At 61.4% G+C, this 24628-nt stretch carries 19 protein-coding genes and 1 pseudogene; 2 read left to right on the top strand and 18 right to left on the bottom strand.

Going from position 1 to position 24628, the window contains the following annotated elements; genetic code table 11:
* Window positions 1-78 precede the first annotated feature (78 nt).
* Together CRO59_RS29235 and CRO59_RS29230 are read left to right on the top strand one after the other, a co-directional pair.
* A pseudogene (locus tag CRO59_RS29235) lies at window positions 79-1140 on the top strand (methyl-accepting chemotaxis protein); the annotation flags it as partial.
* Window positions 1123-1995 (top strand): methyl-accepting chemotaxis protein, encoded by an 873-nt coding sequence (locus tag CRO59_RS29230; protein WP_371917811.1) that lies wholly within the window; start codon window positions 1123-1125, stop codon window positions 1993-1995. The pseudogene CRO59_RS29235 and the gene CRO59_RS29230, both read left to right, overlap by 18 nt.
* A 137-nt stretch (window positions 1996-2132) precedes the next feature.
* Here CRO59_RS29230 and CRO59_RS09075 read toward each other — a convergent pair whose 3' ends face one another.
* From CRO59_RS09075 to hutC, 18 genes are all read right to left on the bottom strand, one after another.
* Window positions 2133-2867, bottom strand: a complete 735-nt coding sequence (locus CRO59_RS09075) for an amino acid ABC transporter ATP-binding protein (protein ID WP_097086999.1) — start codon at window positions 2865-2867, stop codon at window positions 2133-2135.
* Entirely contained in the window at window positions 2860-3819 is a 960-nt protein-coding gene (locus tag CRO59_RS09070) for an amino acid ABC transporter permease (RefSeq protein ID WP_097086997.1), read from the bottom strand. Before CRO59_RS09070 ends, CRO59_RS09075 begins: the two co-directional genes overlap by 8 nt.
* A gap of 129 nt (window positions 3820-3948) precedes the next feature.
* Window positions 3949-4746: a transporter substrate-binding domain-containing protein gene (locus CRO59_RS09065; protein ID WP_003220833.1), complete on the bottom strand. Its 798-nt coding sequence runs from the start codon at window positions 4744-4746 to the stop codon at window positions 3949-3951.
* Between the two features lie 190 nt (window positions 4747-4936).
* Window positions 4937-7507 carry a glucans biosynthesis glucosyltransferase MdoH gene (gene mdoH / locus CRO59_RS09060; RefSeq protein ID WP_097086995.1) on the bottom strand — a complete coding sequence of 857 codons (2571 nt, stop codon included), beginning with the start codon at window positions 7505-7507 and terminating at the stop codon, window positions 4937-4939.
* A complete protein-coding gene (locus tag CRO59_RS09055) occupies window positions 7500-9284 on the bottom strand; it encodes a glucan biosynthesis protein G (RefSeq protein WP_167734086.1) in 1785 nt (594 codons plus the stop codon). The genes mdoH and CRO59_RS09055 overlap by 8 nt, the downstream gene beginning before the upstream one ends.
* A gap of 307 nt (window positions 9285-9591) precedes the next feature.
* On the bottom strand, window positions 9592-10029 hold the full coding sequence (gene dtd, locus CRO59_RS09050) for a D-aminoacyl-tRNA deacylase (protein ID WP_097086993.1): 438 nt from the start codon (window positions 10027-10029) through the stop codon (window positions 9592-9594).
* Window positions 10026-10997 carry a prolyl aminopeptidase gene (gene pip / locus CRO59_RS09045; protein WP_003220824.1) on the bottom strand — a complete coding sequence of 324 codons (972 nt, stop codon included), beginning with the start codon at window positions 10995-10997 and terminating at the stop codon, window positions 10026-10028. Before pip ends, dtd begins: the two co-directional genes overlap by 4 nt.
* Before the next feature lie 241 nt (window positions 10998-11238).
* Window positions 11239-12042, bottom strand: a complete 804-nt coding sequence (gene hutG, locus CRO59_RS09040) for an N-formylglutamate deformylase (protein WP_097086991.1) — start codon at window positions 12040-12042, stop codon at window positions 11239-11241.
* A 10-nt stretch (window positions 12043-12052) separates the two neighbouring features.
* Window positions 12053-13258: an imidazolonepropionase gene (gene hutI / locus CRO59_RS09035; RefSeq protein WP_097086989.1), complete on the bottom strand. Its 1206-nt coding sequence runs from the start codon at window positions 13256-13258 to the stop codon at window positions 12053-12055.
* 102 nt (window positions 13259-13360) lie between these two features.
* Window positions 13361-14893, bottom strand: a complete 1533-nt coding sequence (gene hutH, locus CRO59_RS09030; RefSeq protein WP_097086987.1) for a histidine ammonia-lyase — start codon at window positions 14891-14893, stop codon at window positions 13361-13363.
* Window positions 14894-15009: 116 nt separating this feature from the next.
* A complete protein-coding gene (hutH, locus tag CRO59_RS09025; RefSeq protein WP_097086985.1) occupies window positions 15010-16533 on the bottom strand; it encodes a histidine ammonia-lyase in 1524 nt (507 codons plus the stop codon).
* Between the two features lie 135 nt (window positions 16534-16668).
* On the bottom strand, window positions 16669-17499 hold the full coding sequence (locus tag CRO59_RS09020) for a glycine betaine/L-proline ABC transporter ATP-binding protein (RefSeq protein WP_007961757.1): 831 nt from the start codon (window positions 17497-17499) through the stop codon (window positions 16669-16671).
* The gene (locus CRO59_RS09015; RefSeq protein ID WP_027611284.1) at window positions 17496-18347 is read right to left on the bottom strand and encodes a proline/glycine betaine ABC transporter permease; all 852 of its coding nucleotides are present in this window, start codon (window positions 18345-18347) and stop codon (window positions 17496-17498) included. The genes CRO59_RS09020 and CRO59_RS09015 overlap by 4 nt, the downstream gene beginning before the upstream one ends.
* Before the next feature lie 84 nt (window positions 18348-18431).
* Window positions 18432-19400: an ABC transporter substrate-binding protein gene (locus tag CRO59_RS09010; RefSeq protein ID WP_097086983.1), complete on the bottom strand. Its 969-nt coding sequence runs from the start codon at window positions 19398-19400 to the stop codon at window positions 18432-18434.
* Window positions 19401-19469: 69 nt separating this feature from the next.
* Entirely contained in the window at window positions 19470-20942 is a 1473-nt protein-coding gene (locus tag CRO59_RS09005) for a cytosine permease (RefSeq protein ID WP_097086981.1), read from the bottom strand.
* A 154-nt stretch (window positions 20943-21096) separates the two neighbouring features.
* Window positions 21097-22794, bottom strand: a complete 1698-nt coding sequence (hutU, locus tag CRO59_RS09000) for a urocanate hydratase (protein ID WP_027611281.1) — start codon at window positions 22792-22794, stop codon at window positions 21097-21099.
* Window positions 22795-23252: 458 nt separating this feature from the next.
* On the bottom strand, window positions 23253-23822 hold the full coding sequence (locus tag CRO59_RS08995) for a HutD family protein (RefSeq protein WP_097086980.1): 570 nt from the start codon (window positions 23820-23822) through the stop codon (window positions 23253-23255).
* On the bottom strand, window positions 23819-24529 hold the full coding sequence (gene hutC, locus CRO59_RS08990) for a histidine utilization repressor (RefSeq protein ID WP_162803449.1): 711 nt from the start codon (window positions 24527-24529) through the stop codon (window positions 23819-23821). Before hutC ends, CRO59_RS08995 begins: the two co-directional genes overlap by 4 nt.
* Window positions 24530-24628: the final 99 nt, after the last annotated feature.

Below are 24628 nucleotides of genomic sequence, written 5' to 3'. Positions count from 1 at the left end.
AAATCGGGTTACAGATTGCCACCACCCCGCCGATACAGTCCCCATAAGTCCAATTAGTGGTCCGAGGGGAGTCGTCGCATGTACCGTTGGTTAGCCGAGAATCTTGGGAACGTCAGCGTCAAACGCAAGCTGGGTATCGGTTTCGGCCTGGTGCTGTTGCTCACCCTGCTGATTACCTTTACCGGCTGGACCGGCATGGGCGGCATTATCAGCCGTGGCGACAAGCTCGGCTTCATCTCCAGCCTCAATGAACTGACCAAGGACCTGCGCCTGGCGCGTCTGGACTATGAAGCGCGTCGTGGCGAACAAGGCCCGGGCGCGGTCAACGAGTTGCTGGCCAAACTCGCCAGCGGCTTGCAAACCGCGCGTGACCTGATCGAGCAGCCCTCAGATGCGGCCATGGTCGATCAGCAACTGGCCGCTGTCGCCGAGTACAAACGTGCCTTCGCCGACATGACACAGGCCACCGTGCAGCGTGAGGATGCGCGCAGCAAGCTCGGCGCCAGTGCCGACAATGCCGTGGCCAAAGTCTCGGAAGTCGAGAAATCCATGCTGCAGGGTGACAGCGTCGCGCAATTCAACAGCGTGATCGAACTGAGCAAACTGTTGCAGCAAGCGCGCTATCAGGTGCGCGGCTATACCTACAGCGGCAAGGCCGAGGCGGAGCAGCCCGCGCTGGACGCCATCGACAATGCACTGAAAAACCTCGACAGCCTGCCGGCGAAACTGCCCGAACAGCACATCGCCAACCTGCAACAGGCCACCGACTCGATCAAGGCTTATCGCGCGGCGGTCGCTCAGTTCCGCGACTCGCAGGTGAACAATGCCAAGGCCGGGGCAACCATGACGGCGCAGGGCGACATCCTCCTCGACCTCAGCAAGAAGCTCACCGAATCACAAACCGTGGTGCGCGATACCGATGCCGCGCACGCCAAGAACATGCTGATCATCGCCACCCTGCTGGCCGTGGCCTTCGGTTTGCTGGCCGCGTGGGCGATCACCCGGCAGATCATCATTCCGCTGAATCAGACCCTGAAGGTCGCCGAACGTGTGGCTGCCGGCGACTTGACCCACAACCTGGTGTCGCAGCGTCGCGACGAACTCGGCCAGTTGCAGCGCTCGATGCAGAGCATGACCCAAGGCCTGCGCGAGTTGATCGGTGGCATCAGCGACGGCGTCACGCAGATCGCCAGCGCCGCTGAAGAGCTGTCGGCGGTCACCGAGCAGACCAGCGCCGGGGTCAACAATCAGAAAATCGAGACCGACCAGGTCGCCACCGCCATGAACGAAATGGCCGCCACCGTGCAGGAAGTCGCGCGCAACGCCGAGGAGGCTTCCGAAGCCGCCGTGGCCGCCGACCAGCAGGCCCGCGAAGGCGACAAGGTGGTCGGTGAAGCCATCGCGCAGATCGAGCGTCTGGCCGTCGAGGTCGGCCATTCCACCGAGGCCATGGGCGAACTCAAGCGCGAGAGCGACAAGATCGGCAGCGTGCTCGACGTGATCAAGTCGGTGGCCCAGCAAACCAACCTGCTGGCGCTCAACGCCGCGATCGAAGCGGCGCGTGCCGGTGAAGCCGGTCGTGGTTTTGCGGTGGTTGCCGATGAAGTGCGCAGCCTCGCCCAGCGCACGCAGAAGTCCACCGAAGAGATCGAAGAGCTGATCGTCGGCCTGCAGAACGGCACCCAGCAAGTGGCAACAATCATGGACAACAGCCGCAGCCTGACCGACAGCAGCGTCGAACTGACCCGCCGCGCCGGTGGCTCACTGGAAAGCATCACCCGCACCGTCTCGGCGATTCAGGCGATGAACCAGCAGATTGCAGCGGCAGCCGAGCAGCAGAGTGCCGTGGCCGAGGAGATCAACCGTAGCGTGCTGAATGTGCGGGATGTGTCGGATCAGACCTCGGCGGCGAGTGAAGAGACGGCGGCGTCGAGTGTTGAGCTGGCGCGGCTGGGGACGCATCTGCAGATGCTGGTGGGGCGGTTCAAGGTTTGAGGTGATCCGAAAACCTCGGTTCGCTCTGAACCGAGGTGATGCATTCGCGAGCAAGCCCGCTCCCACATTGGACCGCGTCCGCTTGGTCAACTGTGGGAGCGAGCCTGCTCGCGAAGGCGTCCTGAGAGACGCTGAAATTACAAGACCTGACGCAGAAAGGCCTGTGCCCGCGGATCCTTCGGCGCATCAAAAAACTCCGCTGGGGAGGCATCTTCCAGCAGTTTGCCGTGATCGAAGAACAGCACCCGATCCGCCACTTCCCGGGCGAAACCCATTTCGTGGGTGACGCAGACCATGGTCATGCCTTCCACGGCCAGATTCTTCATCACATCCAGCACTTCACCGACCATTTCCGGGTCGAGGGCCGAAGTCGGTTCGTCGAACAGCATCACTTTCGGGTCCATCGCCAGCGCCCGGGCAATCGCCACGCGCTGTTGCTGACCGCCGGACAGGCGTGACGGATATTCCCGGGCCTTCTGCGCAATACCGACCTTTTCCAGCAACGCCAGGGCCTTGGCCTCGCTTTCCTTCTGCCCACGCTTGCGCACCACTTTCTGTGCCAGGCAGAGGTTTTCCAGCACGGTCATGTGCGGGAACAGGTTGAAGTGCTGGAACACCATGCCGACTTCGCGGCGGTAGGCGTTGACGTCGGTTTTCGGGTCGGCCAGTTGCAGACCGTCGATGCTCACCGAGCCCGAGTCGAATTCTTCCAGGCCATTGAGGCAGCGCAGGAAGGTCGATTTGCCCGAACCCGACGGGCCGATCACCACCAGCACTTCGCCCTTGGCCACCGTGGTGCTGACGTTATCCACAGCCCGGACTACCTGGCCACGGGTGTCGAAAACTTTTACCAGTTCGCGGACTTCAATCACTTTGCGCGAGCCTCCGCTCAAGCCGGCTGGCGATTTTCGACAGCGGCAGGTTAATCAACAGATACAGGCCGGCAACGCAGAACAGAATCTCGAACGGCGAGAACGAGGTGGTGATGACTTCACGGCCGCTTTTCAGCAGCTCGGTGATGGCGATCACCGACACCAGCGAGGTGTCCTTGACCAGACTGATGAACTGCCCGGCCAGCGGCGGCAGTACGCGTTTGAATGCTTGCGGCAGTACCACGTGGCGCATCGACTGGCCCGCGCTCAGACCGAGCGAACGCGCCGCTTCGTTCTGGCCACGGGCAATCGACTGCACCCCGGAACGGATAATCTCGGCCACGTAGGCGCCGGTAAACAGCGACAGCGCGGCGATCCCGGCGAACTCGCGGGACAGGTTCATCACCGTGCCGATGAAGAAGTAGAAGATAAAGATCTGCACCAGCAGCGGCGTACCGCGCACCAGTTCGACGTAAATGCTCGACAGATCACGCAGGGTCGCGTTGCTCGACAGGCGGCACAGCCCGGTGACCAGACCGATCAGCAGACCGAGTACGCCGGACACTACCGACAGCCACAGCGTCGTCCAAAGGCCCCACAACAGCGGCCCTGCCGCCCAATGCCGGGTCACGCCCACGACGTCGCCTTCCGCCACATCGTCGCCCTGAGCGAATTGCAGGCTGTTTTCGTCGACGGTCAGGTGCTGCTCGTCACCGGCGTCGTTGCGCAGGGTGACCTGCGCGCTACCGCCCTTGCGTACCAGCTCGGTAACGGTGGAGATATCGGTGGCACGCTGGGATTCTTCGGCCTGATAGGCGAAGTACTGCGGCACGCGGTTCCAGCGCCATTCGTAGGACATCAGCGACGTGGCGTAATACAACGCGCCCGCCAGGCCGACCAGCACCAGCACGGTCAGGACGTGCCAGGGCCATTGGGCTTTTTTCTGTTTCATTGCAGGTTCCGGATTTTTGTTGCTATGGAGGGCCTCTTCGCGAGCAGGCTCGCTCCCACAGGGGAATGCATTCCAATGTGGGAGCGAGCCTGCTCGCGAATGGGGCGACTCGGTCTGACTGACCCAGTGTTATTCCATGTCCTTGAGCCACTCGGTGCTCTTGAACCACTTGTCATGGATGCGATCGTAGGTGCCGTCTTCGTGGATCTGGTGCAGGAAGTTGTTGATGAAGTTGATGCTGTCGTAATCACCCTTCTTCAGACCGAAGGCCAGCGGCTCGTAGGTGAACGGCTTGTCGAGGAACACCAGTTTGCCGGCGCCGACCTTGTTCACCGCGACCACGTTGTACGGAGCGTCGTAGATGAAGGCGTCGGCCTTGCCGTTGACCACGTCGAGCACGGCTTCCTGCTCGTTGTCGTAGCCGTGGTACTTGGCCTTGGCGATCAGCTTCTTGGCAACCATTTCACCGGTGGTGCCGAGCTTGGAGGTGATGCGATAGTCGGCGGTGTTCAGGTCTTTATAGGACTTGATGGTGCCTTCCAGCTCCTTGCGGATCAGCAGGGTCTGGCCGACCACGATGAACGGTTCGCTGAAGTTCAGGCGCAGGTTGCGCTCCTGAGTCAGGGTCATGCCGCTGCCGATCATGTCGAACTTGTCGGTCATCAGGGCCGGGATGATCCCGTCGTAACCGGTGGACACCAGCTCCAGCTTGACTCCCATGGCCTTGGACATGGCTTTGAGGATGTCGACTTCGAAGCCGATGATCTCGCCGCGCTTGTTGGTCATTTCGAACGGCATGTAGGTCGGATCCATACCGACTTTCAACGTGCCGCGCTTGACCGCGTCATCGATTGCACCGGCGTGCGCCGCATTGACTGCAACCAGTGCCGTGACGCCGACCAGCAGCATCGACAGATACTTCTTCATCTTCAAGTCCCCAAAACCAATGCGTTTGTGGCGCGAAAACCGACAGAAATGGACAAGATTGTCCGGGTGCGCCAATTCGGGGACGGATGCTAACGCACTCGTTCGTTTGCACAAGGTTTTTTGATCGATTGCAGATCAGCGCCCGCTGTCGTCAGGACAAAAAAAACCCCGCTTTCGCGGGGTTTCTTCATCAGGCCGGTTGCGCCTGCAGACTCACAGGCTTGAGCGGCAGCAGCGGCGCATGCGGATCGGCTTTCACCGAAGCGCGCCAGGCATCCAGCCACTCGTTGTGGCCTTCGGCCCAGACCAGTTCGTGCAGACGGGCCAGGGCCACCGGATCGCTCAGCAGTTGCAAACGATCATGGTTGTTCAGCCCGGCCGGGCCGACCTTGATCGCGTGACGTACACGCTCCTGACGCAGCCACTCGATCGGCTCGGCCTGACCGTGACGCGAGGTCGCCAGCGAGCACGCCAGGGCGTTCTGCTGCGGATCGACCACGGCGCGGATGAAGCCGTCGTTCAGCGCGTGCCAACGGTTCTCGTGGGTGTACTGGTCGGTCGCCAGCAGTGCCTGCGGCGGATTGTATTCCTCGGGGATGAGGAACAGGCTCTCGTCACGGGATTTGAGGCCCAGACCGACACGGCTGGAAATCACCGATACCGGGATCGACAGCATCAGCGAACCGACGATCGGCACCAACCACCAGAGGAAGCTCGGGTTCAGCCAGATCACCAGCAGTGCCCAGCAGAAGCCCAGCAGGGTCTGCGGACCGTGGCGCTTGACCGCCTCGCTCCATGGCGTCGAGTCGTCGTCACGCTGCGGCGAGTTCCAGGTCGCGGCCCAGCCGAGGAACGCGGCGAGCACGAAACGGGTGTGGAAAATCATCCGCACCGGCGCCAGCAGCATGGAGAACAACATCTCCAGCAGCATCGACAGGGTCACCTTGAACTTGCCACCGAACTCTTTCGCGCCCTTGGCCCAGATCAGGATGATGCTCAGCAGTTTCGGCAGGAACAGCAGCACGATGGTGGTCGAGAACAGCGCGATCGCCTTGTCCGGGTGCCATTGTGGCCACAGCGGATAGAGCTGACGCGGTTCCAGGAAGTACTGCGGCTCCATCAGCGTGTTCACCGCCAGCAGCGCGGTCGACAGCACCAGGAAGAAGAACCACAACGGCGCCGACAGGTACGACATCACGCCGGTGAGGAACACTGCGCGGTGCACCGGGTGCATACCTTTGACCAGGAACAGGCGGAAGTTCATCAGGTTGCCGTGGCACCAGCGACGGTCACGCTTGAGCTCGTCGAGCAGGTTCGGCGGCAGTTCTTCGTAGCTGCCCGGCAGATCGTAGGCAATCCACACGCCCCAGCCGGCACGGCGCATCAGCGCAGCTTCAACGAAGTCGTGAGACAGGATTGCACCGGAGAACGCACCTTTACCCGGCAACGGCGCCAGGGCGCAGTGGTCGATGAACGGCTTCATGCGGATGATCGCGTTGTGACCCCAGTAGTGGGATTCACCCAACTGCCAGAAGTGCAGACCGGCGGTGAACAGCGGACCGTACACGCGGGTAGCGAACTGCTGCATGCGCGCATACAGGGTGTCCATGCCCGACGCTCGCGGCGCGGTCTGGATGATCCCGGCGTCCGGCGTGGCTTCCATCAGGCGCACCAGACTGGTCAGGCACTCGCCGCTCATCACCGAGTCGGCGTCGAGCACGACCATGTACTTGTAGTCACCACCCCAGCGACGGCAGAAGTCGTCGAGGTTGCCGCTCTTGCGTTTCACACGGCGGCGACGGCGGCGATAGAAGATCTTGCCGAAGCCCTTGGCTTCACGGCAGACGTCCAGCCAGGCTTGCTGCTCGGCGACGCAGATATCGGTGTCGTTACTGTCGCTGAGGACGAAGAAGTCGAAGCGATCCAGATCACCGGTAGCGGCGACCGACTCGAAGGTGGCGCGCAGACCGGCGAATACCCGGGGCACGTCTTCGTTGCAGATCGGCATCACCAGCGCGGTACGAGCGTCTTTCGGAATCGGCTCGTTGCCGGCACTTTTGCCGGAGATACGGTATTTATCGTGACCGGTGAGCAACTCGAGGAAGCCCATCAGTGCCGTCCAGAAACCGGCCGAGACCCAGCAGAACAGAATCCCGAACAGGATCAGGATGCTGGTCTGCAGCGCATACGGCAGAACTTGCGTGGCGGTTTGCAGCAGCGGCTGGTGCAGCACTTCGTCCAGATCGACGAACGACCAGCCCTGGTACGGCATGATGCCTTTCATGTACCAGCCGGCAACGATGGTCTGACCGAGCATCAGCAGCAACAGAATGTAACGACGAATCGAACCAACCGTGCGCCAGCGCGCTGCCGGCAAGACGTTTTCGTCCTTCGGCGGCTGCGGCGGGTTGGTGCGCCCGGTCAGGCGGCGCCAGCCACGCACCAGAATATTGGTGCGCCAAGGCTCCGGCACGACTTTGGTCCGACGGATCGGCGGAGTCGCCTTCATGCTGACCCGACCGCTGGCGTCGAGCACCAGCATTTCCGCCTCTTCCAGCTCCTCGGCGGTGCTCAGGGTCAGGCGCTTGCCCACCGAAGCCTGGGCGGCTTCGGCAGGCGCGTCGAACGTCGGCGACGACAGACGCTGGTGCAGTTCGCTGAAGGACTGGCAGCCCGCGAGTTCCGCGCGCTGCTCGTCGGTCATCGGCAGATGCGCCAGATACTCGGACAGAGTCTCTGGCTGTACTTGAGAGTTACTCATCGGCAGGCAACTGATAGCTCCAGGTCTCGGTCAGGACTTCTTCAGTCGGTGCCGATTCCGGTGTGGCTGGGGCCGCGTTCGCAGCCGCTGGCTGCTTGGCGTCTTTGTTGGCCTTGTCCTTGGCATCTGCGGCTGGCTTGGCGTCGGCCTGTTTGGCCTCGGCTGCCTTGGCTTCCTTCTCGTCTTTCTCTTGTTGCTTGGCCGCGACCTTGTCCGCCTTGGCCACCGACGAGTTCGACGCCGGTACCGAAGACTTGGCCAGATCAGCGGTGACCACTGGCTGTACCAGGGCGGCCCGCATCTCGGTGGACTTGCTCGCGTCCTTGATCTTCATGCGCAGGGTCAGGCGCCAGCCCTTGGTTTCCGGGTTGTAACGCACGCTGTTCTCGACCAGTTCGGCGTTATCGCCAACGCTGACCTGACTGCGCACGTCGGCATCCGGGGCCAGAGCCGCCAACGATGGACCTTCGAAGTCGACCAGGTAGGCGACGCTGCCATCCGGTTGACGGATCAGGTTCGACTGCTTGACGTCACCGGTCGAACGCAGGGTCTGCTTGACCCAGGCGCTGTCGGGGGCGTGAATCGCCGCTTCGTCCATGGTCCAGTGCAGGCGGTAGGCGAAGTCCAGCGGCTTGCCTGGCTCCGGCATGGTTTCCGGGCTCCAGAACGCAACGATGTTGTCGTTGGTTTCATCGGCGGTCGGAATCTCTACCAGATCAACGGTACCCTTGCCCCACTCGCCCTTCGGCTCGATCCAGGCGCTTGGGCGCTTGTCGTAGCGATCGTCGAGGTCTTCGTAGTGGCTGAAGTCGCGGCCACGCTGCAGCAGACCGAAACCACGCGGGTTCTCGACGCTGAAGTTGCTTACGGCCAGGTGTTTCGGGTTGTTCAGCGGACGCCAGATCCACTCGCCGTTGCCGGCATGGATCGACAGACCGCTGGAGTCGTGCAGCTCACGACGGTAGTTGAGGACTTTCGACGGCTGGTTGGCGCCGAACAGGAACATGCTGGTCAACGGCGCGATGCCTAGTTTGCCGACCTTGTCACGCAGGAACATCTGCGCCTTGACGTCGACAATGGTGTCGCTGCCCGGACGCAGGATCAGGCGATAGGCACCGGTGGCGCGCGGCGAATCAAGCAGGGCGAAGATCACCAAATGCTTGTCGCCCGGCTTCGGCTGCTGAATCCAGAACTCGCGGAAACGCGGGAATTCTTCGCCCGACGGCAGTGCGGTGTCGATCGCCAGACCACGGGCCGACAGACCGTAAGTGTGACCCTTGCCGACGACGCGGAAGTAGCTCGCGCCGAGCATGGTCATGATTTCGTCTTGTTTGTCGGCCTTGTTGATCGGGTACAGCACACGGAAACCGGCGTAGCCCAGTTGCTCAGTGGCTTTCGGATCGAACTTGAGGTCGCCGAAATCGAAGCGGGTCGGATCGTATTTGATCTCTTCGACGGTGTTCGCCGTGATTTCGTTGATTTTCACCGGCGTATCGAAGTGCATGCCCTGGTGATAGAAGGACAGCTTGAACGGTGTCTTCTGATCGGCCCACTCAGCCTTTTCGGTGAGGAAGCGGATTTTCTGATAATCCGCGAACTTCATGTCACGGAATTCGTTCGGCAGGTTGCTGCGCGGGGCTTCGAACTTCTGCCCGGCCAGCTCTTTAGCCTTGGCTGATACATCGTCAAGATTGAACGCCCAAAGCTGGCCGGCGCTGAGCAGGCACAGGAGCGCCGAGCCGGCTACCAGGGCACTTCGCATGCGTTTGGCAGACATTTTTGCTGCATTACAGGGACTAACAATCACGAGCAACCCTCGCCGAAAACAGATCAAAAAACCAACGGCCAGCTATCTATATGCCAGGTTGGCGAGCATTGTTCCGACTCCGCTGGGGCAAAATGATTCCCCAATCGGATCCAGACAAGTCTCTACCTAAGTCAAAAATGGAACAGCGAACGCTGATCCCCATAGCGCGCGATTATCTAGTAGCCCGCGTGACAACGCATCAGGGGTAACAAAGTATTTATCGCGAAAAACGCCTGTTTTCAGTCGAAAAGCCCTTGAAAAGCTGTTTCAAGCGCTTTCATGTCTGTAACAGGAAGGTTACCGGGCCATCGTTGACCAGGTGCACCTGCATATCCGCGCCGAATCTACCTGATGCCACAGTGCCATGCATCTGTTTCGCTTTGCTGAATAGATAGTCGAACAATTCCTCGCCCAATGCCGGAGGGGCCGCGGTCGAGAAACTCGGACGCAACCCGCTCTTGGTGTCGGCAGCGAGGGTGAACTGAGAGACCAGCAGCAACCCGCCACCTACATCCGCCAGGGACAGATTCATCTTGCCCTCGGCGTCACTGAATACCCGATAGTTAAGCAGCTTATGTAAAAGTTTGTCGGCGCTGGTACGGGTATCGTCGGGTTCGATCGCCACCAGCACCAGCAAACCCTGATCCACCGCGCCGACTGTCTCTCCCGCGACTTCGACCCGTGCACCGCGCACGCGCTGTAACAGCCCCTTCATGCTTCTTCGGGCGGCAGGTCGAGCAAGCGACGGGCCATGTTGCTCGCGGCACGCACCAGCGCATCGGTGATGCCCGGTTCGGAGGCGGCGTGACCGGCGTCACGAATCACCTGCAGCTCGCTGTTCGGCCAGGCCTGATGCAGCTCCCAGGCGTTGTCCAGCGGGCAGATCACGTCGTAGCGACCGTGAATGATCACCCCTGGCAGATGGGCAATCTTGCCCATGTCGCGGATCAACTGATTCGGCTCAAGGAACGCATTGTTGGTGAAGTAGTGACACTCGATTCGCGCGATCGACAGGGCGCGCTGCGGCTCGGAGAAACGGTCGACCACCAGCGGGTTCGGCCGCAGGGTCGCGGTGCGCCCTTCCCACGTCGACCAGGCTTTGGCCGCGTGCATCTGCGCGATCTGATCGTTCCCGACCAAGCGCTTGTGAAAGGCGCTGAGCAGATCGTCGCGCTCGTCCAGCGGGATTGGCGCGATGTAGTCCTGCCAGTAATCGGGAAACAGACGGCTGGCACCGGCCTGATAGAACCACTCGATTTCCTGCGGACGGCAGAGAAAGATCCCACGCAGGATCAGACCGTGTACGCGCTCCGGGTGGGTTTGCGCGTAGGCCAGCGCCAGGGTCGAACCCCACGAACCGCCGAACAGCACCCATTTATCAATGCCCAAGTGCTTGCGGATACGCTCAAGGTCAGCGACCAGATCCCAGGTGGTGTTGTTTTCCAGGCTGGCGTGCGGGGTGGAGCGTCCGCAGCCGCGCTGGTCGAAGGTGACAATGCGATACAGGTTCGGATCGAAATAGCGACGGCTCTGCGCGTCGCAACCGGCACCCGGGCCGCCGTGGATGAACACCACCGGCAAGCCTTCCGGCGAGCCGCTTTCGTCGACATACAGCGTGTGGGTGTCATCGACAGCCAGATCGTGCCGGGCGTGGGGTTTGATCTGCGGAAACAATGTCTGCATTGCGTGCTCCGTAAGGGGTCGAGGTCATCCCTGGGGGGACTTCTATTATTCTGCCGTTCGGCATCATAAACCCGATTTACGTCAATGAGCATGCTCCAGAGCAGTCAGCGTTTGTCAGCCGTAAACTTCGCAGGCTATCCACCATCCTGTGGGAGCGAGCCTGCTCGCGAATGCGGTGTGCCATTCAACGTAGATGCTGGCTGAACGGACGCCTTCGCGAGCAGGCTCGTTCCCACAGGGGTTATACGGTGTAGTGCGACTTTGCCCAGGCCAGCAGGCCCTGCAGCAACTCCTTGAGCACCACTCGCGTCGGCTCCGCCAGGTCGGCGCGGTAGCGGAACGGTACGAACTCTTCCATGTAGGTGCTCTGGCACAACTCCAGTTGCACGGCGTGGATGTTCTCGGCCGGGTTGCCGTAATGGCGGGTGATGTGGCCGCCCTTGAAGCGTCCGTTGAGCACGTGGCTGTAATGATCGTGACGGGCGCAGATGGCTTCCAGTTGCGTCGCCAATTGTGGATCGCAACTGGCGCCGTTGAAGGTGCCAAGGTTGAAATCCGGCAGTTTGCCGTCGAACAGGTGCGGGATGATCGAACGGATCGAATGCGCGTCGAACAGCAGCGCATAGCCGAACTCGGCCTTCAGCCGCGCCAGCTCCTCTTGCAGAGTGCGGTGATACGGCGTCCAGACCTGTTCCAGGTAGGTCGCGCGCTCTGCTTTCGAGGGCTCGTGCCCTTCGCGGAACAATGGAATGCCATCGAACAGCGTCGCCGGGTACAGCCCGGTGGTGGCGCCGGCATACAACGGTTTGTCATCGGACGGACGGTTAAGGTCGATGACGAACCGCGAGTATTCGGCGGCCAACATGCTGGCGCCCAGTTCCTCGGCAAAGTCATAGAGCTGCGGAATGTGCCAGTCGGTGTCCGGCAGGCTTTTCGCGTCCGCGATCAGCCCGGCTTCGACCGCTGGCGTCAGGCGCACGCCGGCATGCGGCATGCTGATCAGCAGCGGTACGCGACCTTGTTTGAAACTCAGAACCTTATCCACAACCGCTCTCCTACAGCCTTGATTCGACGCCGTGACGCACGACGCGTTTGTCCAGATCACCACCGAGCCAATAGGCCAGATCCGCCGGACGATCAATGTGCCAGGCGACGAAATCCGCGACCTTGCCGACTTCCAGCGAACCATGGGAATCAGCCATGCCCAGCGCTTGTGCGGCATGGATGGTCGCGCCGGCCAGGGCTTCTTCCGGAGTCATGCGGAAGCAGGTGCAGGCCATGTTCAGCATCAGGCGCAACGACAGCGCCGGCGAGGTACCGGGGTTGAGGTCGCTGGCGATGGCGATCTTGACCTTGTGCTTGCGCAAGGCGTCCATTGGCGGCAGCTGGGTTTCGCGCAGGAAGTAGAACGCCCCCGGCAGCAGCACGGCGACGGTGTCGGATTTGGCCATGGCGATGGCGTCGTCTTCGTCCATGAACTCCAGATGGTCGGCAGACAACGCGTGATACCGCGCCGCCAGACTGGAGCCGTGCAGCGATGACAATTGCTCGGCATGCAGCTTCACCGGCAGGCCGAGTTTCTGTGCGGTGATGAACACCCGCTCGACCTGCTCCGGCGAGAACGCCAGGTATTCGCAGAACGCATCCACGGCGTCGACCAGCCCTTCGGCGGCCAATGCCGGGAGCATCTCGGCGCAGATGTGCTCGATGTAGTCGTCAGCGCGATCCTTGTACTCCGGCGGCAGCGCGTGGGCGGCCAGACAGGTACTGCGCACGCTGATCGGCAGTTCAGCGGCGAGCCGACGAATCACCCGCAGGATCTTGCGTTCGCTGGCCAGGTCCAGACCGTAGCCGGACTTTATCTCGACCGTGGTCACGCCGTCGCGCATCAGGCTTTTCAGGCGCTTGGCAGCGCTGGCGAACAGCTGGTCTTCAGTTGCTTCACGGGTGGCGCGCACGGTGCTGGCGATACCGCCGCCCTGCGCCGCGATCTCGGCATAGCTGACGCCTTGCAGACGCTGTTCGAATTCGCCGCTGCGGTTGCCGCCGAACACCGTGTGGGTGTGGCAGTCGATCAGGCCTGGGGTCACCCACGCGCCTTGCAGATCGTTGACCGCCGGGTATTCGCCGGACGGCAGCAGATTGCGCGGACCGATCCACTCGATGTGCGCACCGGACGTCACGATGGCCGCATCCTCGATGATCGAGTACACGCCCTGCGCCATGGTTGCGACGTGGCAGTGTTGCCAGAGGGTTTTCATCCCTTAGTCTCCACAGTATTCAAAATCGATTTCGCGAGCAGGCTCGCTCCCGCAGTTGAAATGCATTCTCCTGTGGGAGCGAGCCTGCTCGCGAAGAGGCCATTACAGGCTAGGCAGCAATTTCGCCGGAACCAGCTCAGTCAGGCAGCGCGAAGCCAACAGCTCAGTCGCCGCATTGATGTCCGGCGCAAAGAAGCGGTCCTTCTCATAGAACGGCACTTCCTTGCGCAGAATCGCCCGCGCCTGCTCCAGCTTGGCCGAAGTCTTCAGACCGTTACGCAGATCCAGCCCCTGCACCGCCGCCAGCCATTCCACCGCGAGAATCCCGCGGGTGTTCTCGGCCATTTCCCACAGGCGCTTGCCGGCGGCCGGAGCCATCGACACGTGGTCTTCCTGGTTGGCCGAGGTCGGCAGGCTGTCGACCGAATGCGGATGGGACAGCGCCTTGTTCTCGCTGGCCAGTGCTGCGGCGGTCACCTGAGCGATCATGAAGCCGGAGTTGACCCCGCCATTGGCCACCAGGAACGGCGGCAGTTGCGACATGTGCTTGTCCATCATCAGCGAGATACGGCGTTCGCTCAGCGAGCCGATTTCAGCGATGGCCAAGGCCATGTTGTCGGCGGCCATGGCCACCGGCTCGGCGTGGAAGTTGCCACCGGAAATCACATCGCCTTCAGCGGCGAACACCAACGGGTTGTCGGACACCGCGTTGGCTTCGACCACCAGCACATCGGCGGCCTGACGGAACTGGGTCAGGCAGGCGCCCATGACTTGTGGCTGGCAACGCAAGGAGTACGGGTCCTGAACCTTCTCGCAGTTCTGGTGCGAATCGGACACTTCGCTGCGCTCGCCGAGCAGATCGCGATATGCGACTGCAGCATCGATCTGGCCTTTCTGGCCACGAGCGGCGTGAATACGTGCGTCGAACGGCGAGCGCGAACCGAGCACCGCCTCAACCGTCAGACCGCCGATTGCCAGCGCACCGGCAAACAGGTCTTCACCTTCAAACAGACCGCGCAGGGCAAATGCAGTGGACACCTGAGTACCGTTGAGCAGCGCCAGACCTTCTTTCGCCGCCAGGGTCAGCGGGGTCAGACCGGCGACTTTCAGCGCTTCGGTGGCTTCCATCCACTCGCCCTTGTAGCGCGCCTTGCCTTCGCCCAGCAGCACCAGCGACATGTGCGCCAATGGCGCGAGGTCACCGGATGCACCCACCGAACCCTTGAGCGGAATATGCGGATAAACCTCGGCGTTGATCAGCGCGATCAGCGCGTCGATCACCACGCGGCGGATGCCGGAAAAACCACGGCTGAGGCTGTTGACCTTGAGCACCATGATCAAGCGCACCAGCTCATCGCTGATCGGCTGGCCGACACCGGCGGCGTGCGACAACACCAGCGAACGCTGCAGGTTTTCCAGGTCTTCGCTGGCGATGCGGGTCGACGCCAGCAGGCCGAAGCCGGTGTTGATGCCGTAGGCGGTGCGGTTCTCGGCGAGGATCTGCTCGACGCAGGCGACGCTGGCCTCGATCTGCGCCGCAGCACTGTGGTCGAGGGTCAGCTTGACCGGTTGCTGATAGACATCACGCAGTTGGGCCAGGCTCAGTTGGCCGGGAATCAGGTTCAGCGCAGTCATTAAAATGCTCCTTTTGAACATTGTTATTAACTACCAGTCGCTCCGGAGCATTCCGTTATCCGTCGTTTCTCGTCTTGTGGACGATCCGCGCCTTGGCACGCTGGTATGGGTAGTTGTCAGTGCAGATTCGGTAATACGTTGTGCAGCGCATTCGGGTTTTTCAGCACGCTGGCGGCGGTGGCGATATCCGGCGCCAGCCAGCGATCCTGATCGTAGGCCGGGACGGTTTCACGCAACAGACGCCACGCCCGATCAGTGCCCGCGCCAAAGCGCTGCTCCTTGAGGAATTCAAAGGCCTGTGCCGCCAGCAGGTACTCGATGGCGAGGATCTGCGTGCAGTTTTCCAGGGCGCGGTGCAGCTTCAGTGCAGCGCTGGTGCCCATGCTCAGGTGGTCTTCCTGCAGGCCCGAGGTGACGTAGTTGTCGAGCACCGCCGGCTGCGCCAATTGGCGGTTCTCGGCACATAGCGAAGCGGCGACGTATTGCACGATCATCATTCCGGAGTTCACCCCCGGATTGGCCACCAGAAACGCCGGCAGACCGCTGACGTGCGGGTTGACCAGCCGATCGAGGCGGCGCTCGGCAATCGAGCCGATTTCAGCCATGGCAATCGCCAGCAGATCCGCCGCCATCGCCACCGACTGACCGTGCGGGTTGGCCTGCGACATCACCCGGAAGTTGTCCGGCGTGCCCAGCAGCAACGGGTTGTCGGTGCAGCCGTTGAGTTCGGCTTCGACTTGTTTGATCGCGTGTTCCAGTTGATCACGCGCCGCACCGTGCACCTGCGGGATCGAACGGATGCTCAGCGCATCCTGAGTACGAATGCCTTTACTGGTCGCGATCACTTCACTACCATCGAGCAAGGCGCGCAGGTTGCTACCGACCTGCTGCATGCCGGGGTGCGGCTTGAGCGCGATGATCTCGGCATCGAACGCGGCGATCTGCCCGCGCTGCGCTTCGAAACTCATGGCGCCGATCACATCGGCCCATTGCACCAGACGCGTCGCGTCGGCAATCGCCAGGCAGCTGAGGCCGGTCATGCACGGCGTACCGTTGACCAGACATAAACCGTCCTTCGCCCCGAGCTGCACCGGTTGCAGGCCTTCTTCGGCCAGCGCCTGTTGCGCCGAAGTAATCTGCCCGCGATAGCTGACATTGCCCACGCCCAGCAGCGCGATGCCGATGTGCGCCATGTGCGTCAGGTAACCCACCGAACCTTGCGACGGAACCTGCGGGGTGATGCCGCGATTGAGCAGCGCCAGCAGCGCTTCGACCACCCGGCGATGAATGCCGGATTTGCCGTGGCTGAAGTTGTGAATCGCAGCGCAGATGATCGACCGGGTTTGCTCATCGGGCAGTACCGGGCCGACGCCGCAGGCGTGACTGAGCAAGGTGTTGCGCGAGAGCTGGCTGAGTTGTTCGTCCTTCAGCGACACGTTGGACAGACCACCCAGACCGGTGTTGACGCCATAGGCACGCTCGCCGCTTGCGACGATGCGCTGAACGATGCCCTGAGCGTTTTCGATGCGCGCCCAGGTCTCGCTCGATAACTCCAGTTGCGCGCCGTGACGGGCGACGGCGACCACGTCCTGCCAACGCAGGGGGCTGCCGGTGATGATGATTTTTTCAGCCTGGGACATCTTTAACCTCATCCGAACATTGATGCAGCTTTCCCGACGCCTTCGCGAGCAGGCTCGCTCCCACATTTGGAATGCGTACCCCCTGTGGGAGCGAGCCTGCTCGCGAAGAGGCCAGCCCAGCCAACACAAATCTACCTAAACCACCGCCGCCCGCCGCTGCACGAACCGGTCAACATACTCGTCTGCCGGCGAATGCAGGATCTCTCTTGGCGTGCCGACCTGAATCAGCTTGCCGTCCTTGAGAATCGCAATGCGATTGCCAATGCGCACGGCCTCATCGAGGTCGTGGGTGATGAAGACGATGGTCTTGTGCAGAGTCTTTTGCAGCTCCAGCAACTGGTCCTGCATCTCGGCGCGGATCAGCGGATCCAGCGCACTGAACGCTTCGTCCATCAGGATGATGTCAGTGTCGGCCGCCAGTGCCCGGGCCAGGCCCACGCGCTGGCGCATGCCACCAGAAAGTTGGTGCGGATATTTGTTTTCGTAGCCTTTGAGGCCCACGGTGTTGATCCAGTGCAACGCGCGTTCGGCGCACAGTTGCTTGCTCTCGCCGCGCACTTTCAGGCCATAGGCGACGTTCTCGATCACGGTCTTGTGCGGCAGCAGGCCGAAGCTCTGGAACACCATGCTGATCTTGTGCCGGCGAAATTCGCGCAGCGCTTCCATGTCGTATTGCAGGATGTCCACGCCGTCGACCAGGATCGCGCCGCTGGTGGGGTCGATCAGGCGGTTGAAGTGGCGCACCAGGGTCGATTTGCCGGAGCCGGACAGGCCCATGATCACGAAGATCTCGCCAGTGCCGATGCTCAGCGACAGGTCGTTGACCCCCACCACGCAACCGGTTTCGTTCAGCACCTGATCCTTGGTCTTGCCCTGGCCGACCATCGCCAATGCGTCCTTGGCGCGGTTGCCGAAAATCTTGAAGACGTTTTTGACTTCGATCTTGCTCACGGTTGCGTTGTTCATTTGCTCACCTCATGCCGTGGCCGACCGTACGCCTGAGTAATGCGGTCGATGACCACTGCGAGAATCACGATCGCCAGACCGGCTTCGAGGCCGCGTCCGACGTTGAGGGTCTGAATCCCCACCAACACGTCTTCACCCAGACCACGGGCGCCGATCATCGAGGCGATCACCACCATCGACAGGGCCATCATGGTGGTCTGGTTGATCCCGGCCATGATGCTTGGCAGGGCCAGCGGCAATTGCACGCCGAACAGTTGCTGCCAGCGGTTGGCACCGAAAGCGTTGATCGCTTCCATCACTTCACCGTCGACCTGGCGGATGCCCAGATCGGTCAGGCGAATCAGCGGCGGCGCGGCGTAGATCACCGTGGCGAAAATCGCCGGGACCTTGCCCAGGCCGAACAGCATCAGCACCGGAATCAGGTACACGAAGCTGGGCATGGTCTGCATGATGTCGAGCAGCGGCATCAGCACCGAACGCAGGCGGTTGCTGCGCGCCGAGAGAATCCCCAGCGGAATGCCGATCAGCACCGAAATGATCGTCGCGACCATCATCAGCGCCAGGGTCTGCATGAGTTTGTCCCACAGGCCGACAGCACCGACGAGGAACAGCAGACCGACGATGACGGCGGTGGTCAGCACTTTGCGCGTGGCGTGCCAGGCGACCACACCGACGATCGCCAGCATCAACCACCACGGCGCCGCACGCAGCAGGCCTTCGAGGTTGACGATGGCCCACAGCAGGGTGTCCGAGATGTGGCGGAACACATCACCGTAGTTGGTGACCAGCGAATCGACCCAACCGTTGACCCAGTCGGCGATGGAAAAGGTAAAGCTTTCGGGAAACATAAGCGGCTCTCAATCAGAAATCTCAATCAAGCGATTTACGGCATATCTCCCGGCCAGCCTCACGGTTGACCGGGAGGTATCGACCTACAGCGCCGCGTCGATTTTCTTGGCTGCGTCGTCACTGACCCACGCGTGCCAGACCTCAGGATGTTCCTTGAGGAAGATTTTCGCCAGTTTTGGCGACTCGATACGTTCCTTCGCCATACGTCCCAGGTTCTGGTTCAGCAGGTCGATCGGCAGGTTGACCTTTTCCAGCACGGCCACCAGTTCCGGTGCCTGCTCGTGGAAGGTTTTCGACAGGCCCACCTTGATGCTCACGCTTTTGTCGACGCCCGGCTTTTCTTCGAGTTTGACCGCGTCGATCTGGCCCATCAGCGGGGTTGGCGACCAGTAATAGAACAGGATCGGCTCGCCACGCTTGTAGCTCGACAGCACCGCCGCATCCAGCGCAGGTCCGGTGCCCGGGCGGAAGTTGGTGTAGCTGTTTTCCAGACCATAGCTTTTGAGCATTTCGCTGTTGTCCAGCTCGCAGGTCCAGCCCGCCGGGCAGTTATAGAAACGGCCCTTGGACGGCTCTTCGGCGTCTTTGAAAACAGCCGCGTACTTGCCCAGGTCGGCGATGTTTTTCAGCTCCGGGGCTTTTGCCTCGATCTTGCGTTTGGCGTCGCCTTCGATCACGTAGCGCGGCACGTACCAGCCTTCGATAGCGCCGACGATCGGGGCGCCGACACCGACGACCTTGCCGGCCTTCTCGGCTTTGTTCCAGACTTCGCTGCGGCCGACCCATTCTTCGGCGAACACTTGAATGTCGTTGCTGCTCAGGGCGTTCTCCATGGTGATGGAGTTGCCCGGCAGGCTGTCGGTCTTGCAGTCGTAACCTTTCTCCAGCACCACTTGCAGGACGTCGGTCAGCAGCATGCCGCTTTCCCAGTTCAGACCGGCGAATTTCACCGGTTTACCGGACTCGCACCAACCGGCTGCCTGAGTGGCACCGGCACTGGCCAGCAGGCCCATGGACAACAGTGTGGTGAGCAGGGTCTTGTTCGATTTCATTGTTGCGACGCTCCTAATCATGAATTGGCTTACGGCAGTCAAGAGGCATCCAGCCCTGTCCACGTCCAATCAGGCCTGCGCCGCAGCGCGCCCGGCCCCACTTTTTTCAGGTGGTACAACGCTGTTCTGCTCGACCGGCAGAATCAGTTGATCAGGCACCGAGCCGTGCCATTTTTTTGCGCACACGTAATAGAGGGCAGCAGGCAGCACCAGACCGATGATCCAGGAGACATCCACATCACCGAGGGCAGCCACCAGCGGGCCGGTGTAGAACTTGGTGGAGATGAACGGCAGCTGCACCAGCACGCCGAACACATAGACGCTGATCCCGAGCAGATTCCAGCGGCCGTAGCGACCGTTCGGATCGGCCAGCGCCGGCACGTCATAGCGCTCGCGGGTGATGCAGTAGTAGTCGACCAGGTTGATCGCGCTCCATGGCGTGAAGAACGCCAGCAGGAACAGGATGAACGACTTGAACGCACCGAGGAACGAGTGCTGACCGAGCAAGGCGATCAGGGTCGCCGCGCCGACGATCACCAGCACGAACACCAGACGCTGCATACGCGTAACGGTCAGGTGCCCTTTGAAACCACTGATGATGGTGGCGATGCACATGAAGCTGCCGTAGGAGTTCAGCGTCGAGATGGTCACCTTGCCGAACGCGATGCTGAAGTACAGCAGCGCCGCCGTGGCACCAGTGCCGCCCAGTCCGACGATGTAGGCCACTTCGTGACCGGCAAACTGGCCGTTGGCCGAAGCCGCCGCGAACACGCCGAGGACCATCGCCACCTGCGCGCCGATGACCGAACCGGCGCCAGCGGCAAAGAAGGTTTTCACCGAGGAAACCTTGCTCGGCAGGTAACGCGAATAGTCAGCCACATAAGGGCCGAACGCGATCTGCCAGGACGCCGCGAGCGACACCGCCAGCAGGAAGCTGCTCCAACTGAAGTGACGGATCTGCAACAGCGCGCCCACGTCCACCTGGCTCAGCAGACGGCTGAACAGATACACGAAGGCAATCACGCCGATGACACTGGCAACCCGGCCGATCCAGTGGATCACCCGATAACCGAGCACCGTGACCACTACGATGACACTGGCGAACAGCAGGATGCCGACGGTGTCGCTGACGCCAAACAACTGGCCCAGCGCCTGGCCGGAAAGCACCGTACCGGTGGCGGTGAAGCCCAGGTACATCAGGCACACCAGCACGATCGGGATCGCCGCGCCGTAGACGCCGAATTGCACGCGGCTGGAAATCATCTGCGGCAGGCCCAGTTTCGGCCCTTGCGCCGCATGCAGCGCCATCACCCCGCCGCCCAGCAGTTGACCGATCAACAGACCGATCAACGACCAGAACACATCACCGCCCAGCACCACGGCCAGCGCCCCGGTGACAATCGCGGTGATTTGCAGATTCGCACCCATCCACAGGGTGAACTGGCTCAACAGACGACCGTGTCTTTCCGCTTCCGGGATGTAGTCGATCGAACGCCTTTCGATCAACGGTTTGTTGCCTGCACGATCGGGGGTTACAGCCATGATTCAACCTCTGTGGATTGTTATTCGAGTTCACTGAGCGTCTTGCGCACTAGTGTGGGAGCGAGCCTGCTCGCGAAGGCGTCAGCACATTCAACATGTGTGGTGGCTGACAGACCGCATTCGCGAGCAGGCTCGCTCCCACAAGGTTGTGCGTTTATTTACCGGTAATCATCGGCAGGTTCAGCCCCTGCTCCTTGGCGCAGTCGATAGCGATCTGGTAACCGGCATCGGCGTGACGCATGACGCCAGTGGCCGGGTCGTTGTGCAGCACGCGCGCAATACGCTCGGCCGCTTCGTCAGTACCGTCGCAGACAATCACCATGCCCGAGTGCTGGGAGAAGCCCATGCCCACGCCGCCGCCGTGGTGCAGGGAAACCCAGGTCGCGCCGCTCGCGGTGTTCAGCAGGGCGTTGAGCAGTGGCCAGTCGGACACGGCGTCGGAACCGTCCTGCATCGATTCGGTTTCGCGGTTCGGGCTAGCAACGGAGCCGGAGTCGAGGTGGTCGCGACCGATCACGATAGGTGCTGACAGCTCACCGCTGCGCACCATTTCGTTGAACGCCAGACCGAGCTTGGCGCGCAGGCCCAGACCGACCCAGCAGATACGTGCCGGCAGACCCTGAAAGCTGATGCGCTCGCGGGCCATGTCCAGCCAGTTGTGCAGGTGCGCGTCGTCCGGGATCAGTTCTTTGACTTTGGCGTCGGTTTTGTAGATGTCCTGCGGATCACCCGACAGCGCCGCCCAGCGGAACGGGCCGATGCCACGGCAGAACAGTGGGCGGATGTAGGCAGGGACGAAGCCCGGGAAGTCGAACGCGTTTTCCACGCCTTCTTCCTGCGCCATCTGACGGATGTTGTTGCCGTAGTCGAAGGTCGGAATGCCTTGCTTCTGGAAGTCCAGCATCGCTTTGACGTGGACAGCCATCGACTGCTTGGCGGCTTTGATCACAGCGGCCGGCTCGGTCTTGGCGCGGGCGCGGTATTCGTCCCAGGTCCAGCCAGCCGGCAGGTAACCGTTGAGTGGGTCGTGGGCGCTGGTCTGGTCGGTGACCATGTCCGGGCGCACGCCGCGCTTGACCAGTTCTGGCAGAATTTCTGCCGCGTTGCCCAGCAGCGCGATGGAAATCGCTTTGCCTTCGGCGGTGTATTTGGCGATGCGCGCCAGGGCGTCATCGAGATCTTTGGCCTGCTCGTCGACGTAGCGGCTTTTCAAGCGGAAATCGATGCTCACCTGCTGGCATTCGATGTTCAGCGAGCAGGCACCAGCCAGGGTGGCCGCCAGTGGCTGAGCGCCGCCCATGCCGCCGAGGCCTGCGGTCAGCACCCACTTGCCTTTGAGGTTGTCGTTGTAGTGCTGACGACCGGCTTCGACGAAGGTTTCGTAGGTGCCCTGAACAATGCCCTGGCTGCCGATGTAGATCCAGCTGCCGGCGGTCATCTGGCCGTACATGGCCAGGCCCTTGGCGTCGAGTTCGTTGAAGTGTTCCCAGCTCGCCCAGTGCGGCACCAGGTTGGAGTTGGCGATCAATACGCGCGGGGCGTTGCTGTGGGTCTTGAACACGCCGACCGGTTTGCCCGACTGCACCAGCAAGGTTTCGTCGTCATTGAGATTGGTCAGGCTCTCGACGATCTTGTCGTAGCACTCCCAGTTACGCGCGGCGCGACCGATACCACCGTAAACCACCAGCTCTTTCGGGTTCTCGGCCACTTCCGGGTCGAGGTTGTTCATCAGCATGCGCAGCGGCGCTTCGGTCAGCCAGCTCTTGGCGGTCAGCTTGTTGCCGCGCGATGCACGGATTTCGACGTCACGTCTCTTTGTATAAACGGCAGTTGTAGGCTTATTGTCAGTCACGAAAAAGACTCCTCAGCGATCAATTCAAACCAACCCTGGCAGTGGGCAAGCAGCCTGTGCGCCTCAATGCGCGACAAGCGAATCAGTGGACGCTGCGGACTTATACGCATACGTCTTTACTTGTACATACAAGCATATGCAATCAAGCGGCCAACTTGCTGGAGAGGCGTTCAAGAAAAATCGCGGACTAGGCTGCAGAGCGCCTGAGACAAGGGTTGCGGCGTGAATGAAATTTTTTGCGGGGAGGAATTGAGGATTCGGCGGATCGTTACGAACCCGTGGTTTTGCGCCACGCTGGGGCGTTCGGTAACAAGTTGGTGCGCCGAGGGAAACAGGAATTGAAATGCAATTGTGGTGAGGGAATTTATCCCCGATGGAGCGCGTAGCGGTCCCAAAAGGTCTGCTGCGCCGCCATCGGGGATAAATCCCCTCACCACAGGAGTGTTACCAGAGTTGGATCAGCGCGCAGTCAGCTCGATCACGCAGCACGCTGCATTCACCGCAACTTCAACCAGACCGGTGTTACCGTCCAGCTGCAGGCAATCATGTCGGCCCAGTTGCGCAGTGCTGTCCCCGACCTGCACTTGCAGAGACTCACTGACACTGAACACCAGCACCGTCCCCGCCGAGCTGAAAAACCGCTGCTCGCCATCCAGCCACTGCAACCGCGCGCTGTACCGCTGCGGCGCGTAGATCAGGTTGAAGTCGCGGATCGCGCCGCCGAGCAAGGTGCAGGACACCTGGCTTTCGCCGCTGAACGCAAACGGGTCCAGCGGTAACAGTGGATGCGTGTCATCGCCATCAACGCACAGGGTCATGCCATCGCCCTGCAATACCGTGATCACCCGCTGGTAACCGGCAAAGGTCGAGAAACCACCGGACTCGGCGATGTCGGCAATCGACAGGCGCCAGCCGAAACCATCGAGGCCGGCACCCGCATCACGGGTAATCTCTTCGGTGCTGCCGCCGCCGTTTTTCCACGGCATGCGCGGGTAGCCTTCAGCGCGTAAAACCTTTACCTGACTCATTTATGAAAGCGTCCTTCCAGACGATGACGGGAACCTGGGTGAATCAAACGCGCGGCGGTCACCGGCTGACGCCCCGACCACGTGCGGCGACGGATCAGCAGGCAAGGCTCGCCTTTTTCGATCTGCAGCAACTTGCACTCGGACGGCTCGGCGAGGATCGCCTCGACGACGTGCTCGCCTTCGGTCAGTGGCGCGACCTGATTGAGATAGGCGTAAGGCGTCTGCAAGGTGAAGTCCTGCTTGAGGTATTCCGGGGCGACCAGCGCGTTGACGAAGCGGTCTTCGATTTGCACAGGAATGTCGTTTTCGTAATGCACGATCAGCGAGTGGAACACCTTCTGCCCTTCGCGCATGTCCAGTGCCAGCGCGCGCTCGGAGCCGGCGGCCTCTTCTTCGAGGGTGATCACCTGACAGGTGTGGCGATGGCCACGGGAGGCAATTTCATCAGCGATGTTGTGCACTTCGAACAACGCGGACTGGCTCTTCGGTTCAGCGACAAACGTACCGACACCTTGCATGCGCACCAACAGGCCGTCGGCGGTCATTTCGCGCAGCGCGCGGTTGATGGTCATGCGGCTGAAACCGAGCTGGCTGACCAGTTCGCTTTCCGACGGTACGCGGTAATGCGGTGGCCAGTTACCGCTGTCGATCTGCTGGGTGATCATCTGTTTGACGCGGGCGTACAAGGGCGCCGGACTGTCGCCCATGTTCGCGGCCAACGGGGAGACTGGAGGCGGAGTCGGCACGGTTGATCCCTGTTCATTGGATGAAGGTTGCTAGCTTGCCGGAGTTTACCGGGCAGGCAA

Origin of the sequence: Pseudomonas sp. LAMO17WK12:I5 (genome assembly GCF_900215165.1) — a bacterium.
Classification (GTDB): domain Bacteria; phylum Pseudomonadota; class Gammaproteobacteria; order Pseudomonadales; family Pseudomonadaceae; genus Aquipseudomonas; species Aquipseudomonas putida_A.
The sequence above is the reverse complement of the archived record's forward strand: the minus strand, read 5'-3'. Positions and strand labels throughout refer to the sequence as shown.